The organism is Mucilaginibacter sp. PAMB04274, assembly GCF_039634385.2.
Classification (GTDB): domain Bacteria; phylum Bacteroidota; class Bacteroidia; order Sphingobacteriales; family Sphingobacteriaceae; genus Mucilaginibacter.
Map to the genome: position 1 here is coordinate 4,260,591 of NZ_CP155081.2, position 15,481 is coordinate 4,276,071.

A 15,481-nucleotide genomic window follows, 5' to 3' on the forward strand; every position below is an offset into this window, starting at 1 on the left:
TAAACATTGAAGAATTTAAAGTTCCATCTACATTAAGCATTACACAATGCAGCATTTTTTGGGGAAATAAGAAGGCTTTTAACGAAAACGCTTAATTGGATTGAGCTGTGGCGATCTCTTGTTTTTAATGCGTCTCCAATTTAAACTTTTCTAACAATACCCTTACGTCTAAACTGGCGTTTAAATCTTCAGCATCAGCCTTGTCGTCGTCATCGGCATCGCTGTTGAAGTCTTCGGGCTTATATTTGAAAATGGTCCATTTGCCGTCGGCATATTCAAGGCTTGTGAGGCTCTCAACCCAGTCGCCAGAATTTAGGTAGAGCACCGAACCTGGGTGGTCTGTAGCTTTAACCTGCTTAATCTCGGCGTGATGAATGTGGCCGCATATCACATAATCGTATTGCTTATCTACAGCTAAATCGGCCGCGGTTTGTTCAAAGTGATTAATGAATTTTACAGCGTCTTTAAACTTGCCTTTAATTTTTTGAGAGAAACTCATTTTTTGTCTTCCGAGCGCGGTAAGGCCCCAGTTGACCAAACTATTCAGGATAATGAGGGTATCGTAACCAACTGCGCCCAGCTTTGCAAGCCATTTAGAATGCTGCATGGTTACATCGAACACATCACCATGAAATATCCAGGCTTTTTTATTATCAACTTCAAGAACCAGTTTATTGAGCAACTGGAACTGACCCAGGTTAAAATCGGCAAACTTGCGCAGCATTTCATCGTGGTTACCTGTAAGGTAATAAACCGGCACACCTTCGGTCACAAACTTTAACAGGCGGCGCACCACTTTCATATGCGACTCGGGCCAGTACGATTTGCTGAATTGCCAGATATCGATAATATCGCCGTTGAGGATGACCTTTTTAGGGCGGATGCTTTTTAAATAACGGAGCAGTTCTTTGGCGTGGCAACCGTAGGTGCCTAAATGCACATCAGAAATTACTACAATATCAACTTCGCGTTTTGCCATTACGGTGTATCTGAACATAAGGCGTTATTACTGCAGCAAGTGCAGTTCTAAATATAAGTCGATGCGGTGATGTAACAGACTTATTCGTCTTCGTCGTCTTCTTTTACGCTCAGCTCGTATGGGCTGAAGTAAAAAACAGCTAACAACAACAGTAAGCCGGTAACTATCAGGTATGGAAACTCGATATTCATAATAACAGGATAAAAGTCAGGTTAAAAAATTATTTTAACGTTAAGACTGTATTAAATATCAAATAGTTACTCCTGTGGAAAACTTTTTCGAATGCGCGACAACTGCGCTAAATGATGCTCCAGATGGATACGTAGAAATTTAATCCACTGCCTGGCATTCAACATACCCAAGCCGGGGTGACTTATCTTGTTATTGTCAGGCGCATGATGGGTCAAAGGCACTACGCTTTCCAACCTCTTACGCACTTTTATAATGAGGTTGCGTGCTTCCTCCTTGGTAATGTTTTTGGTAAGTTCGGCAACTGCAGGCGGCGCCTTGCGCTTACCAGGCGGAAAACGGCCCAACAAAAAAACCAGCATACCTTTCCAGTTCAAACCTTCTGTGGTGGTTGAACCGGTTTTATTGCAGCATTTCTCGGCGGCGACAGACGAACCCAGGCTGGCCTGCATAATATGCGAATACACCTCAGCAAACGACCATCCGCCGATGGCCGGCGTTTCGGCAAACACATCATCTGGTATTTCGTCCAGTTGCTGCCGGTAAGTATCCAGCGCGGCATTAATGGCTTTAAGTTCGGCGGCCAACTTCATAACAATCGGGTTAGTTCATCTAAGCTATGTATTTGTACCGGCACATCAGTCGGTTTTGGCATTTTTAGCGGGTTAAAATAAATAGCGTCCATACCAAAATTCAGCGCACCATAAATATCGGCCTCCAGGCTATCGCCTATCATAATGCTTTCTTCTTTAGTGGCGCCTGCCAGATTAAGCGCATGCTCAAATATAGCTTGATGAGGCTTGTTAAAACCAACTTCTTCAGAAATGATGATATGCTGAAAGTATTTGGCCAATCCCGAGCCTTTTAACTTAACATCCTGAGACTCGCGAAACCCGTTGGTAATTAAATGCAGCTTATATTTTGAATGCAAGTAAGTGAGCGTTTCGTGCGCGTGCGGAAAGAGATTGGTTTTAGTTGGGCACAGCTGCACATAAGCATCTTCAAAACCCGCCGGTATCAAGTCCGGGTGCATGCCTAAATCACTAAAAGTTTTATTAAAGCGCAACTGACGCAGCGCATCTTTGGTAATTTTACCTAAATGGTAATCGGCCCACAGTTGGTGATTATTACGTGTATAGGTTTCAATGAAAGCCACTTTGGATGCAACGCCCAAAGCGTGCAAACCATGCAATTCATATAACTCATGCAAAGTCTCTTCAGCATTGCGGTCAAAGTCCCAAATGGTATGGTCAAGATCAAAAAAGAGGTGAGTATAGCGCTTCATATTTAGGTGCGGATATGCTGATGTACAAATATGCAGATAGATTTGGAAAACTCTTAGTGCAACCTTTTATTTGAACATATGCACATTAGCGGCTACATTTTTTCTCCAAACGCCAAATCGCCGGCATCGCCGAGGCCGGGTACGATGTAAGATTTGGTAGTCATTTCTTCATCAATAGCCCCTATCCACAAGCTGGCCATTGGCAGGTTGGCACGTACATGCTCTACTCCCTCTGTACTGGCAATTACTGCTACAATGTGTAGGGCTGCTAACCTGTATTGGCCCATTATTTCCTTGCATACCTGCACTACGCTTTGGCCAGTAGCCAGCATGGTATCGCATAAAATAAAGGTTTTGCCATCCAAATCAGGGGTAGAGATGTGTTCTATTTGTATTACAAAACTACCGTTCTTCTTACTTTTGCGATGAGCCGTTACAAAAGCCGATGCCGACTGATCGAACACATTCATAAAACCCTGGTGCAAGGGCAGGCCGGCACGCAAAATAGTGCCCAGCACCGGTTGCTCATCGGGTATGTTTAACTGGGCAATTCCTAATGGCGTTTGCACTTCTACAGCTTTATACTTTAAGCTTTTGCTCACCTCGTAAGCCAGCGCCTCTCCTATACGCTCCTGGTTACGCCTAAAACGCATACGGTCCTGCTGCAGGTCCGCATCACGCAACTCGGCCAGGTACTGGTTACAAATGGTATTGGTATCATTTAATACAAAAAGCATAAGGTATCTCCCATTCTCCTTTTACCGGAGATTTTTTATTGAACGTACATTAGTAAATATAGCCAGCTCTCCCCACAAAGAAACTATTTATGTGCCATAAACGTTTGCATTATAACCGTAAAAAAGTTTACCTGTTTATTACCGTTTATTAGTCAACCATACCTGCTTGCCGGTTATGTTTGCTAATATTTTTCGTATCTTTATATTCCATGGATTTTAAAATCAATTCACATTATATTCCCTCGGGCGATCAGCCTGCAGCCATTAAACAACTGGTGGATGGCGTAGAGAGCGCCGAACTTTATCAAACCCTGCTGGGTGTTACAGGCTCAGGTAAAACGTTTACCATTGCCAATGTTATTGAGCAAACCCAACGCCCTACGCTCATATTAAGCCACAACAAAACACTGGCAGCCCAGTTATATGGCGAGTTTAAGCAGTTCTTTCCGGAAAATGCGGTAAACTACTTTGTGTCTTACTACGATTATTATCAGCCTGAGGCATTTATACCCACCACGAATACTTATATAGAAAAAGATCTGCAGATAAACGATGAGATTGAAAAGTTGCGCTTACGCACCACATCTTCGCTCATGTCGGGCCGCAGGGATGTGATTGTAGTATCGTCTATATCGTGCATATACGGTATGGGTAACCCTGAGGATTTTACCAACTCTATATTCAAATTTGCAGTAGGCACGCGTATTAGCCGTAATGCATTTTTGCACCGTTTGGTAGAGATATTATATGCCCGTACCACCGTTGAATTTAAGCGCGGAACGTTTCGTGTTAAAGGTGACACTGTAGATATTTACCCGGCCTACCTGGACTATGCTTACCGCGTTTCGTTCTATGGCGATGATATTGAGGAGCTCAGCAGCTTTGACCCGCAAACAGGTAAAACACTGGAGAAGATGCCTAATATGGTGCTTTTCCCGGCAACCCTGTATGTAGCCCCCCGAGACCGGTTTACCAGTAGTATTTGGGCCATACAGGAAGAACTCGAATTACGTAAACAACAGTTTATTGACGAAAAGCGCTTTTTAGAGGCCAAACGATTGGAAGAACGTGTTAATTACGACCTGGAAATGATTCGCGAACTGGGCTACTGCTCGGGTATTGAGAACTACTCCCGCTTTTTTGATGGCCGCAAGCCAGGTATGCGCCCCTTTTGTTTGCTGGATTATTTTCCGGATGATTACCTGATGGTGATAGACGAGAGTCACGTAACGGTACCCCAAATACGTGCTATGTATGGCGGCGACCGATCGCGTAAGATATCACTGGTGGAGTATGGTTTCCGCTTGCCGGCGGCTATGGATAATCGTCCGCTTAATTTTGAGGAGTTTGAGCGCCTGGCGCCACAAACTATTTATGTAAGCGCTACGCCCGGCGATTTTGAGTTAGAAAAATCGGGTGGCGTAGTGGTTGAACAGGTGATACGCCCTACTGGCTTGCTGGATCCGCTTATTGAAATACGCCCTATTATTAACCAGGTGGATGATTTGCTTGACGAAGTAGATAAAACCATTAAAATAGGCGACCGCATACTGGTGACAACCCTTACCAAACGCATGGCCGAAGAACTGGCCAAATACATGGACCGCCTGGGCATTAAGTGCCGTTACATACACTCAGAAGTAAAAACGCTTGAACGTGTGGAAATTTTACGTGGCCTGCGTTTAGGCGAATTTGATGTCCTAATAGGTATTAACCTATTGCGGGAGGGCTTGGACTTACCTGAAGTTTCCCTGGTAGCCATTTTAGATGCCGACAAGGAAGGTTTCCTGCGTTCTGAACGATCATTGATACAAACCATTGGCCGGGCCGCCCGTAATGACCGCGGCCGGGTGATTATGTACGCCGATACCATTACTGAGAGCATGCGCGTAACAATTGATGAAACTACCCGCCGCCGCGAAAAGCAAATGGCTTATAATGAAGAACATGGTATTGTACCTAAAACGGTAGGGAAATCAAAAGAGGCTATTATTGAGCAAACCTCGGTAGTGGACTTTAAAGGTGGCGTACAGCGTGCTTATGTAGAGAGTGAGGAAATCACCGTAGCTGCCGATCCTATTGTGCAGTACATGAGCAAAGGCGAGCTGAAAAAGGCAATTGAAAACACCAAAAAAGATATGATGGCTGCCGCCAAGGATATGGACTTTTTAGCCGCTGCCAAATTGCGGGATGAAATGTTTGCTTTGGAAAAAATGATGAGTGAAAAATAAGCCAATTTCTAAACCCCGGATGTTCCGCTTCAGATTCAAGTCGGTTTGCGTTTGCAAAAAGCCCTTTAAATAGTTATAAGCAAGCGCAAACTGTTTTTTCAAACTGGTAATATACTGGTTATCATATCCAAACTTTTTTATCGTTATAAACTTATATTTGTAGCCAAATTATTATCAAATGTTACTCATACGTATTCTGATTATAACTATCTGTGTTTTGTACATTGTTCGCAGCCTGGCACGTATATTTTTGCCTATGCTGTTTCAGAGCGTAGTAAACAAGGCACAGCAGCAACATAACCAACAGTACACACAACAACGCCCACACAGCCGCCCCGAAGAAAAAATAAAGGTTGATTATGTGCCACCGGCGCCTAAAACCACCATACCCGACAACGAGGGCGATTTTATTGATTACGAAGAAGTAAAATAAGCGGCATGATTAACGAGCCACAAAATTATTTTAAAGACAGGCACTACAGCCTGCAGGCATTAGTATCACTTACAACGGCCAACTATATCATCTTTGCACTGGGCGTGCAAGTCTGTGTAAATTGTGAGCGGGTACATTGGTTCTTTTGGCTAATTTTGGCAGGCCTGGCCTGGTACAATTACTACACCATACGCCGCAACCTCGAAGAATTTGAAGAAAAAAGAACGCAGATTATCTACGGTATAAGCCTGGCAGGCCTGGGTTTGCTGTATTATTTGTTGGGTGTGGTGGCACTGCACTGTGATATGGTTAAACCCCTTTAAACTAATCGTTTCTATTATCGCTCATTTTTCTATTTTTGAGGAATAATTTTTCCCTAAAGATAAATGAGTAACTGGTTTAAGCGCAATGGCATTCACTTTGCCATCTTCGGAGTTTTTTTAGCAATTTGTTTCCTGTATTTTACACCTGCTTTTCAGGGTAAAACATTAGGACAAAATGACGTAACAAGAGCCCAATCCACCCAAAAGGAAATTATGGATTACCGGGCCAAAGGTGAAACCATTTTATGGACAAACCAGATTTTAGGCGGTATGCCTGCGTTTCAGATCTGGGCACCGTATTCCAGTAATATCACCTCACATATCGTTTCTACGCTTAAAGCCGTATTTCCAAGCCCGGTTGATACCGTGCTGCTTTTACTGGCCGGCGCTTATTTCCTGTTTAGGGTGTTAAGAGTAAATCCGTGGCTTTCTGCTGCAGGTGCGGTAGCTTTTACCTTCTCATCCTATAATATTATTCTTTTGGTAGCAGGCCATGCTAACCAGGCTTTTGCCATAGCATTTTTTGCACCTATTATAGCCAGTATAATACTCACCTTACGTGGCAGGCATTTGCTTGGCGGCTCGCTCACGGCATTATTTTTAGCTTTAGAGATTAGGGCTAACCACATACAAATGACCTATTACTTAATGCTTGCCTTGTTTATACTGGTGGGCATAGAGCTTTACCATGCTGTAAAAGGCAAAACGCTTAACAGCTTTGTTAAATCGGTTGCTTACCTGGCCGGCGCATTATTACTGGCAGTGGCTGTAAACGCTTCTATTTTGTGGAGCGCCTATGAGTATGGTAAAGAAACCATTCGTGGCAAATCAAACCTTACCAAAAACACTACCGAACCGGCTGAGGGTTTACCTAAAGATTATGCTTATGCCTGGAGCCAGGGTGTAGGCGAGTGTATTACCTTTTTAATACCAAATGCTTACGGCGGCGCCTCGGGGTTGCGAGAAATTGACCCAGCAAAGTCGGAGATCACCAAAGCCTTTACTTCCAGAAATGTACCGCAAGAACAGGCCGAAGGCATTGTACAACAATTAGGCGGTGCAGGCGTATCTACTTACTGGGGCGAAAAGCAGTTTACCGAAGGGCCGTTCTACTTTGGTGCAGTTATTTGCTTCCTATTTGTGCTAGGTTTATTCATCATCAAAAACCGCATCAAATGGTGGCTTTTAGGAACGGTTGTATTAACCATGCTGTTATCCTTCGGCAGGCATTTTCCGTACGTTTCCGATTTATTCTTCAACTACTTCCCACTTTATAACAAGTTCAGGGCTGTTGAGTCTATACTGGCTGTCGCTGGTTTGTGTTTCCCAGTTATGGCGATTTTAGCCATACAAGAGGTTATTCAATCAACCGATAAGACAACATTATTAAAAAAGGCATTCATTGCCTTATATATTGTTGGCGGTTTAACACTTCTGCTTATTGCGCTGCCAAGTGTGTTCCTAAGCTTCAGATCTTCTAACCAGCAAGACATTATTACTTACCTAACGCAAGCGCTACAGGGCGACAGTGGCCTGGCTAACGCCATTATGACTGGTGTAGTGAATGAGCGGATTGCGATGGAACGTGCTGATGCGATCAGAACGCTGATTTTTATTCTTTTAACATTTGGCCTGGTTTGGGCTTATTTAAAGCAAAAGCTTAATGCCACTGTACTTTCTGTGGGTTTTTTGTTAGTAGTGATGATAGATATGTGGCAGGTGGATAAACGCTATCTGAATACCGACAGCTTTACCGAAAAGCAGGATACTAAACAAATTCAACCACGGGAAGTAGATCAGTTCATTTTACGTGACACTGATCCAAATTACCGTGTTTTTGACATGACGCAGAGTATCATGCAGGATGCCTTCAGCCCTTATTTCCACAAATCAATTGGTGGTTACTCTGCTGCACGACTAAAGCGTTATGACGAATTAATTGAAAATCAGTTTAGTAAAAGCATTAACCATGATGTGCTTGATATGCTAAATACCAAGTACATTATTAATGCCGATCCAAAAACCCAAGCTGCGCAAATGCAGGCCAATGCAACAGCTTGCGGTCATGCCTGGTTTGTAAAAAGCATTAAATACGCCAAGGATGCCGACGAAGAAATGCAAGCCATTAGCAGCTTTGATCCAAAAAATGAAGTGATAGTTGACGAACGCTTTAAAAAAGTAGCCGAAAGCAAACCACATGCCTTAGACCCCAACGCTACAATAAAATTGACCAGCTACAACCCCGATCATTTGGTTTACGAAACCGGTTCACAAACTGAGCAGGTGGCTGTTTTTTCGGAGATATATTATGATAAAGGCTGGAAAATGCTGATAGACGGCGAAGAGAAACCCTACTTCAGAGCCGATTACCTGTTGCGTGCAGCTCAAATACCAGTGGGTAACCATAAGGTAGAATTTGTATTTCACCCGGCATCTTACTACACCGGCGAGGGCATATCCCTGGCCAGTTCAGCGCTGCTGGTGCTGATTTTAGGCGGTGCTGTTTATATGGAAAGCAAAAAGAAAGGCCATGCCATTAATCAAAAAGCATAAAGCTAAAAAACGATAAAGAAAAAGGGATAAGCCAATGGCTTATCCCTTTTTCTTTATAAAATAACAGTTAGCAACTTGTATATGTAGTAGCATGCAGACAGCATCCGCTTAAACGACAGGCAATTACATCACCCCCTTAACTACAATATAAGGCGATAACGATTTACTTTCAATAGGGACAACCTTGGTAAACACTTTGCCGGCTAACCATAAACCTTTTAAAAAAGCCCTGGTCACACTGCTTTGCTGTTTCATGTTCTCGAGCCAAATGGAGTAGTGCCCATAGTAATAAGCCTCAACATTTTTTAGTCCTAACTGCTCACAGTAATCGGCCAGAAGGGCCGGATTCATGCTGTTAATGTTATGCTTGTTGTAGTTATCCATATCATACCGGCGCTGCACCCATCCGTTTACACCTGTAAAGTTGGGCAAAGTAATAAACAAGGTACCGCCGGGTTTCAGGAACTGCAGGTGGCGGCTGATGATATCCTTAGTATCATTAAAATGCTCAATTAAGCCGCACGATAATACCAGGTCATATTGCTGATCTGGCTGGTACTTGAACAAGTCACCCTCGATAACTTTAACGTCCTGCTCATGGAGCTGGTTAGCAGTCAGCACCTCTTTTAAAATGGGCTGGTGCACATAAAAATCAAATAAGGTGGTATCCAGACCAAAATACTTTTTCAGAAATATGGCGTAATAGCCAGGAAAGCCACCCAGCTCAATGGCCGTTTTAATCTTATTATCGGCCAAAAGCTGTTTCAGCAGCTTGTTAAAAGTATAATTAGCCGGCACCTGAAAAGCCAGGTCACTTTTTGATTCCCAGTAATTTGCCCAGAATTTTCGGTCGGTGAGTTCGTTGCTCATTTAGATTGCAAAGAAAAGATTTTTAAGCTGATAAAACACAGCACTTTTCATATTGCGCGATTTAAGTGGCATGCTGTTACGATAAAATGTATTTTTGAAGCATGCTAAAAGTGGTGCATATTAATACGTACGATGGTAATGGTGGCGCTGGCCGGGCCTGTTTGCGCCTGAACAAGGCATTGTTAGCTGAAAATATCGATTCGAAAGTAATAGTGCACTATAAGTTCGGCAAAAATCCGTTGATACTCACCTTCAATTCAACGGCCATACAAAAGGCGTACACTGCGGCTACTATTGTATTAGAGCGTATTATAGCGAAACGGCTGCTCAAGCCGCTAAAACGTACGCCTTTTTCATTTACCTGGTTTGGCCGCTCGGTTATTAACCACCCGGATGTTAAGGCGGCAGATGTGATACATTTACACTGGGTTAATCATAGCTTTTTGAACCCTAAGCACCTGGCCGAACTTGCGACACTGAACAAACCCATTATCTGGACCTTTCATGACAGCAATGCCTTCACCGGCGGCTGCCATGTGCGTTATACCTGCGATCATTTTGTAAGGCAGTGTGGCTATTGCCCCCTCCTCAAAAAAGCAGACGCAGATGATGCCTCGCATAAAATATGGCAGCAAAAGCATGATGCGTATCAACAGTTAAAATTTAACGTTATAGCGCCCAGCAACTGGATGCTAAATTCGGTTTTGGTAAGCAGCCTGATGCAGGATAAGCCGGCTATACAAATACCTAATACGCTCGAAACCGATGTATTTAGGCCGGCTGATAAAGCCTGGGCAAAAGAACAATTGGGCTTGCCAAAAGACAAATTCATTTTTTTAACAGGCTTTATGCCCTCACGTAAGGATTTGCACAAAGGCACCAGTTATTTGCTGGAGAGCCTGGAGTTACTAAAAGAGAAACTGGGTGTATCTGCTGATAAAGTGGAGCTGGTTGTTTTTGGTAATCGGAATGCCAAGGATGTACCGGAATTTTCTTTTAAAACCAACTTTTTAGGTACCATAAATGATGATGCCAGGCTGGCTATGTGCTATGCAGCGGCAGATGCATTTCTAATACCATCACTCGAGGATAATTTACCTTATACTGTTATGGAAAGCCTGGCCTGCGGCACGCCGGTTGTTGCATTTACCACGGGGGGAATACCCGACATGGTTGAGCATCAGCAAAGTGGTTACTTAGCCGAGTACCGCTCATCAAAGAGCTTTGCCGAAGGCATGGAGTGGATCTTAACTCATCCTGATAAAGCAAGTTTGCAAAAACAAGCACGTAATGCAGTAATGGAAAGGTACTCTGAAAAAGTGATTGCACAAAAGCACCTGCAACTATACCAACAGGTGGCCAATAAGCCGGAGGCAGGAGGGCAAAATGTTTAGGCCGAAGCTTAGCGTAATTACTGTAGTTTATAACAACGTTAGGGATATTGAACGTACGCTTTTTTCGGTTATTAATCAAACCTATGATAACCTTGAGTACATTGTGATAGACGGGCAATCGACCGATGGCACGCTTGATATTATACGCCGGCATGAAGACCTTATTACCAAATTAATAAGCGAAAAGGACCAGGGAATTTATGATGCCATGAATAAAGGTCTTGCGCTGGCCACGGGCGACTATGTGTTATTCATGAACTCCGGCGATGAGATTTACTCGAAAGAAACGGTAGCTAATGTGTTTGCCACCGCCGATAATGCCGACATCTACTACGGTGAAACCGAAATGATAGACAGCAATGGTAACAGTTTGGGCCGCCGCCGCCATGAGGCACCAGAGCAGTTTACCTGGCGCGATTTTAAATATGGCATGAGCATTAGTCATCAGGCCATTTACATTAAAAAGTCCTTAACCCAACCCTATAATTCGCAGTATCAGCTTAGCGCCGATATTGATTGGATACTGCAAGCCGCTAAAAAAGCACGTCATATTGTAAACGTACATGCCTATGTGGCTAAATACCTGGTGGGCGGTATGTCAAAAAAAAAGCACAGGCAGAGTCTTTTGGAACGTTTCTCCATTATGCGCAAGCATTATGGGTTGATGCCAACGGCCATCAATCATGTAATTATTGCTTTTAAATTGGGTGGGTACTGGTTAAAGCACAGAAGAACGAATGATTAAACCGGCTTGCTGCTCATGCGCCACAGGCTCAATTAATTTTTCAAATACTTATCGCGCATTTGCATAATAAACCTTACCCCTCTTTGCCATAAATTACCTTTTCTTGTTTTCAGGAACTGTTTAATGGCTTGGTACGCCTGCAAATTTTCTTGTAGCGCATCCGGAAAATCGGTAACGGGCTGACGTGAGATATTAACCTGGTAAATGTCCTCGTTATTGGAGTGCACGCCGGTACCATCGTGACCTATATTTTGTATAAGTGATTGTGCGGGGTTTAGCGTTAAGCCATTTTTCAGGAAGATGGATGCATACCATCGAATAGCCCATGAGTTATTTTTACCGGCTTTAAATTGCTGCATTTGCTTCCAGAAATTCATGGTTCCCTCTATCGAAAACGCATTAATTTTCGACTTATCGAACTGCTGCATCAGCGTATCTACATTGGGTTCAAAGTGCTGCCAGGCACGTGCCCAGGTAGCCCAGCCCCAGCTGGTTGCCGCACGGTAAAAAAAGGTTTGCGGCAAGTTAGGTGCTTTTAAATTATACATGTAAGCGCCTATGTGCATCACTTTTTCATCAGTAGAATAACGATCCAGCGCTTCGTTAAAATATTGTAATGTGTAGGGTGATGATAGCAGGTCATCTTCAAAAACTATTACCTTGCCGTAATCATTAACCAATTGCGTTACCCCGCTGATGATGGAATTAGCCAATCCAATATTCTCAGTCCGTTCTATCAGTTTAACTGATTTAAAACCTGTGATGGTTTTAGCCAGTTGCCTGATCTGTTCCACCTTAGGTTTATCGGCCTCTGTTTTTGGCCCGTCCGAAAAGATAAACAAGCGCGAATTCTCCGCCAGTTGGTTTTTTTGCAAATAGCTTAGTGTACGGCGCGTATGCTCGGGCCGGTTATATACAAACAGGGCTATAGGAGCCAGATTTTGCATTTAAGCGTCTAATTAAAATATTTCGGTTTGCTGATTGGTTTTACTGCAAAGCACCGTATAAGCATTAGCCAACTGTTCTTGCTTCCTTTTGCCCATTAAGTTACCCATAGCGTTCTTTACCGCATATTCGGCTTTAATTTTCAAGTCAGTCACAAAGCTTTTAGGCTTTTTCAGATTTATATAAGCGTTAAATTGGGTAACCTCAGGCTCAATCATCGAAGTCAGATCCTTCATAATCTCAAAGCCCTCGGTACGCAACAAATACCTCAAGGAGGTGGGTGTATAAACGTTGATATGCCCGTAAGCCAAAAAGTGCTTAATGCGGTCATCAACGTTAGTTTTATAATCGCGCGGAACCTCAATTACGCACATTTTGGCCACGCGTTTCAGCTCCCTCAGCAGCAAACGCTCGTGTTCCACATGCTCCAGCACGTGTGATAGAATAATGAGGTCGACGCTATCATCAGGGTAAGGTAAATGGTAACCATCAAACACCTGTACCGATTTTAAACTTTGAATCTGGCGCGATTGGATATAAGACACGCCGCTCTCTGAAATTTCGACAGCATGATATTCAGGTGCAAAGCTTTTTTCTGAAAGTATCTTGAGTATACTGCCATCGCCTGCACCTACCTCCAGCACTTTGTTGAAAGTAAAGCCCTGGCAAACGTCAATAATATGCTGCGCTTTGTACTTAGCGCCCAGCATACGCCAGGCTTCGTCATGGGTCTTATAAAACTCGTCGTAAGCGGTTTTTACATTGCCGCTCAGTTTATCATCAGCCATAGGTTAAATACCTAAACAGTTGTCAACTTTATAAAATACGGTGGTGCTTTTGTAGTAAAATAATCCCGGCGATATACCACTAAACGGTATCTGCTTAAAGCCTTTATCAAGTAAGTAGTTGATACCATCACGGTATTCAGGCCGTTCTGAGTCATCCAAAACAATCACACCATGTTCTGAAAGCGCTTCAACAGCTTGTATGCAGCAGTTTACGCGGTCGCGGCCGTCTACAATAATAATATCAAATTCTTCGCCTAGCTTTACCGGCATACGGCAATAATCGCCGTCGCGCTGTAGTTCGCAATAAATCAGTTCGGCATTATCGGGCTTACCCGCGCTTATCTTGTCAAACCACTCCTTATCATGCTCAACCGATACCACTATGCCCGTACGCTGTGCATAAAAGGCGGTTGAGTTACCCGATCCAAACTCAAAAACGGCATGCTCGGGTTTCAGCCTATCCTTTATAAAATCAATAAAAGAGTACGTAACCCAGGGGATAGGGTTATCATTGCCATCTACCGGCGCTTTTTTATCAAAGGCATTGAACCAGCCAATTGTATTCAGGTAACCTTTTTCATTGTAGGACAGCAAGGCCTTTAAGCGCTCGGGCTGCTTGAGTATGTTTATAAGGGCGGTAAATTTGCTCAACGTTTAGTAACTTTTTGAAAAAGTGAAATTAAGAATAAAGATTTTAACATCATTATGCCTTGCTTATTTACTTTAGGAATAGCCAAAATAAAGAACGCAGCGCTGGCATAAGCTATCAAGGTGGCTATGGCAGCCCCCATCATGCCCATTTTAGGTATGAGCAGTAAATTCAGCACAATGTTAACAATGGCGCCAAAACCGGTGCGGATAAAAGTAAGCTTATTCAGGTTTTCGGCAATAAGATACTGCCCGCTGGCTGCTCCCAAAAACACAAACACGCCCGACCATATATGCACCGATAGCACCGGTGCGGCATACGCATACTCTGGCTTGTAAAGTTTATAAACAAGGGGCGATGCAAAGGTAATAACTAAAGCAGCCGGCACGCTCAGGTAAACCATCAGGTCATAAAGGTTCTGTATTCGTTTTTTATACCGCTCGGGGTCATCCCGACGGGCATTCAGGATAGCCGGAAACAGCGACGATACTACGACGGCTGGCACAAAGTTCCAGGCTTCGCTTAGCTGAGCTACTGTTGCATAAGCGCCAGATTCTTTTACGCCAATAATATTTTGCAGCATCAGCTGGTCTATTTTCATATACAACGCCACCATAATGCCCGATATAATGAGGGGCCACGAGTAACTTAACAACTTTACTGCAAGCGGCTTATTAAACGACCAGTTAAATATGTTACGCTGCTTACGCTGATAAGTAAAAAAGTAACCTGCAGACAACAGCACCACATCGAGCAAGTAAGCATATACAAAATATACCATAGGCATCTTGAGGTAGATGAAGCTAATTTTGATAGCGGCCGACACCAGGTTACCCGCTACCTGCACCTGCATAATGTATTTAGACTGAACCTGCGACTGGAAATAACTATCAATTACATTAAATGCCTGGGCCACGCCAATAAACGAAAGGATGAGCACATAATGATAAGGTGTAGCCCGGGCGGGATATACTTGATAAGCCAGGTATATTAACGGTATACAGACAAAGCCTGAGATTACTTTAAGCCAGAACGAAGTACCCAAAATAGTGTCGCGCTGTTCGGGGAACTGGTGTAGCTCCTTGATAATGAATTGATCGAGACCCAAGGTAGCAATAGCCGAAAAGAAGTAGATGTAAACTGTTCCGCCTGTTACAATACCGTTATTAGTAGGTTCCAGGTAATTGGCTATTTGGATGCTTACAATCATTTTTATGAGTAAGCTGCCAATACGGCCAATAAACAGCATCCCGGTATTCTTGAAATACTTTTCTAAAGCTTGCTGATCAAAACCTGGAATATTGGGAATACGCATATATTGTGTGCAAATGTATAAAATGTATACTTACAACCTGTGCAT

Annotated in this window: 15 protein-coding genes; 6 read left to right on the forward strand and 9 right to left on the reverse strand. The window is 43.3% G+C overall.

The window, feature by feature from the left end:
• Positions 1–124: 124 nt before the first annotated feature.
• The 4 genes from ABDD95_RS17885 to upp form a co-directional block, all read right to left on the reverse strand.
• Positions 125–979 carry a UDP-2,3-diacylglucosamine diphosphatase gene (locus tag ABDD95_RS17885; RefSeq protein WP_345952116.1) on the reverse strand — a complete coding sequence of 285 codons (855 nt, stop codon included), beginning with the start codon at positions 977–979 and terminating at the stop codon, positions 125–127.
• Between the two features lie 257 nt (positions 980–1,236).
• Positions 1,237–1,761, reverse strand: coding sequence for a DinB family protein (locus ABDD95_RS17890; RefSeq protein ID WP_345948708.1), 525 nt, complete (start codon positions 1,759–1,761; stop codon positions 1,237–1,239).
• Complete coding sequence (locus ABDD95_RS17895; RefSeq protein ID WP_345948709.1) at positions 1,758–2,453, reverse strand: YjjG family noncanonical pyrimidine nucleotidase; 696 nt, start codon at positions 2,451–2,453, stop codon at positions 1,758–1,760. The genes ABDD95_RS17890 and ABDD95_RS17895 overlap by 4 nt, the downstream gene beginning before the upstream one ends.
• Before the next feature lie 92 nt (positions 2,454–2,545).
• Positions 2,546–3,190 (reverse strand): uracil phosphoribosyltransferase, encoded by a 645-nt coding sequence (gene upp / locus ABDD95_RS17900; protein ID WP_345948710.1) that lies wholly within the window; start codon positions 3,188–3,190, stop codon positions 2,546–2,548.
• Between the two features lie 209 nt (positions 3,191–3,399).
• Here upp and uvrB point away from each other — a divergent pair, with 209 nt between their 5' ends.
• The 4 genes from uvrB (at position 3,400) to ABDD95_RS17920 (ending at position 8,730) form a co-directional block, all read left to right on the forward strand.
• A complete protein-coding gene (uvrB, locus tag ABDD95_RS17905; RefSeq protein WP_345948711.1) occupies positions 3,400–5,421 on the forward strand; it encodes an excinuclease ABC subunit UvrB in 2,022 nt (673 codons plus the stop codon).
• A gap of 178 nt (positions 5,422–5,599) precedes the next feature.
• A complete protein-coding gene (locus tag ABDD95_RS17910; RefSeq protein ID WP_345948712.1) occupies positions 5,600–5,854 on the forward strand; it encodes a DUF4834 family protein in 255 nt (84 codons plus the stop codon).
• A 5-nt stretch (positions 5,855–5,859) separates the two neighbouring features.
• Positions 5,860–6,177, forward strand: a complete 318-nt coding sequence (locus tag ABDD95_RS17915) for a hypothetical protein (RefSeq protein WP_345948713.1) — start codon at positions 5,860–5,862, stop codon at positions 6,175–6,177.
• A gap of 63 nt (positions 6,178–6,240) precedes the next feature.
• Positions 6,241–8,730 carry a YfhO family protein gene (locus tag ABDD95_RS17920; RefSeq protein WP_345948714.1) on the forward strand — a complete coding sequence of 830 codons (2,490 nt, stop codon included), beginning with the start codon at positions 6,241–6,243 and terminating at the stop codon, positions 8,728–8,730.
• Between the two features lie 123 nt (positions 8,731–8,853).
• Here ABDD95_RS17920 and ABDD95_RS17925 read toward each other — a convergent pair whose 3' ends face one another.
• Entirely contained in the window at positions 8,854–9,600 is a 747-nt protein-coding gene (locus ABDD95_RS17925) for a methyltransferase domain-containing protein (protein WP_345948715.1), read from the reverse strand.
• A 101-nt stretch (positions 9,601–9,701) separates the two neighbouring features.
• Between ABDD95_RS17925 and ABDD95_RS17930 the strand changes: the two genes are divergently transcribed.
• Together ABDD95_RS17930 and ABDD95_RS17935 are read left to right on the forward strand one after the other, a co-directional pair.
• Positions 9,702–10,994, forward strand: a complete 1,293-nt coding sequence (locus ABDD95_RS17930) for a glycosyltransferase (protein WP_345948716.1) — start codon at positions 9,702–9,704, stop codon at positions 10,992–10,994.
• Positions 10,987–11,739 (forward strand): glycosyltransferase family 2 protein, encoded by a 753-nt coding sequence (locus tag ABDD95_RS17935; RefSeq protein ID WP_345948717.1) that lies wholly within the window; start codon positions 10,987–10,989, stop codon positions 11,737–11,739. The genes ABDD95_RS17930 and ABDD95_RS17935 overlap by 8 nt, the downstream gene beginning before the upstream one ends.
• A gap of 32 nt (positions 11,740–11,771) precedes the next feature.
• Here the strand turns inward: ABDD95_RS17935 and ABDD95_RS17940 are convergent, their stop codons facing one another.
• From ABDD95_RS17940 to ABDD95_RS17955, 4 genes are read right to left on the reverse strand one after another with little or no spacing between them, the layout of a single operon-like run.
• Entirely contained in the window at positions 11,772–12,686 is a 915-nt protein-coding gene (locus ABDD95_RS17940; RefSeq protein ID WP_345948718.1) for a glycosyltransferase, read from the reverse strand.
• Positions 12,687–12,698: 12 nt separating this feature from the next.
• Entirely contained in the window at positions 12,699–13,472 is a 774-nt protein-coding gene (locus tag ABDD95_RS17945; protein ID WP_345948719.1) for a class I SAM-dependent methyltransferase, read from the reverse strand.
• Positions 13,473–13,475: 3 nt separating this feature from the next.
• Complete coding sequence (locus tag ABDD95_RS17950; protein WP_345948720.1) at positions 13,476–14,123, reverse strand: FkbM family methyltransferase; 648 nt, start codon at positions 14,121–14,123, stop codon at positions 13,476–13,478.
• Positions 14,120–15,436, reverse strand: coding sequence for a flippase (locus ABDD95_RS17955; RefSeq protein WP_345948721.1), 1,317 nt, complete (start codon positions 15,434–15,436; stop codon positions 14,120–14,122). Before ABDD95_RS17955 ends, ABDD95_RS17950 begins: the two co-directional genes overlap by 4 nt.
• Between the last annotated feature and the right edge of the window lie 45 nt (positions 15,437–15,481).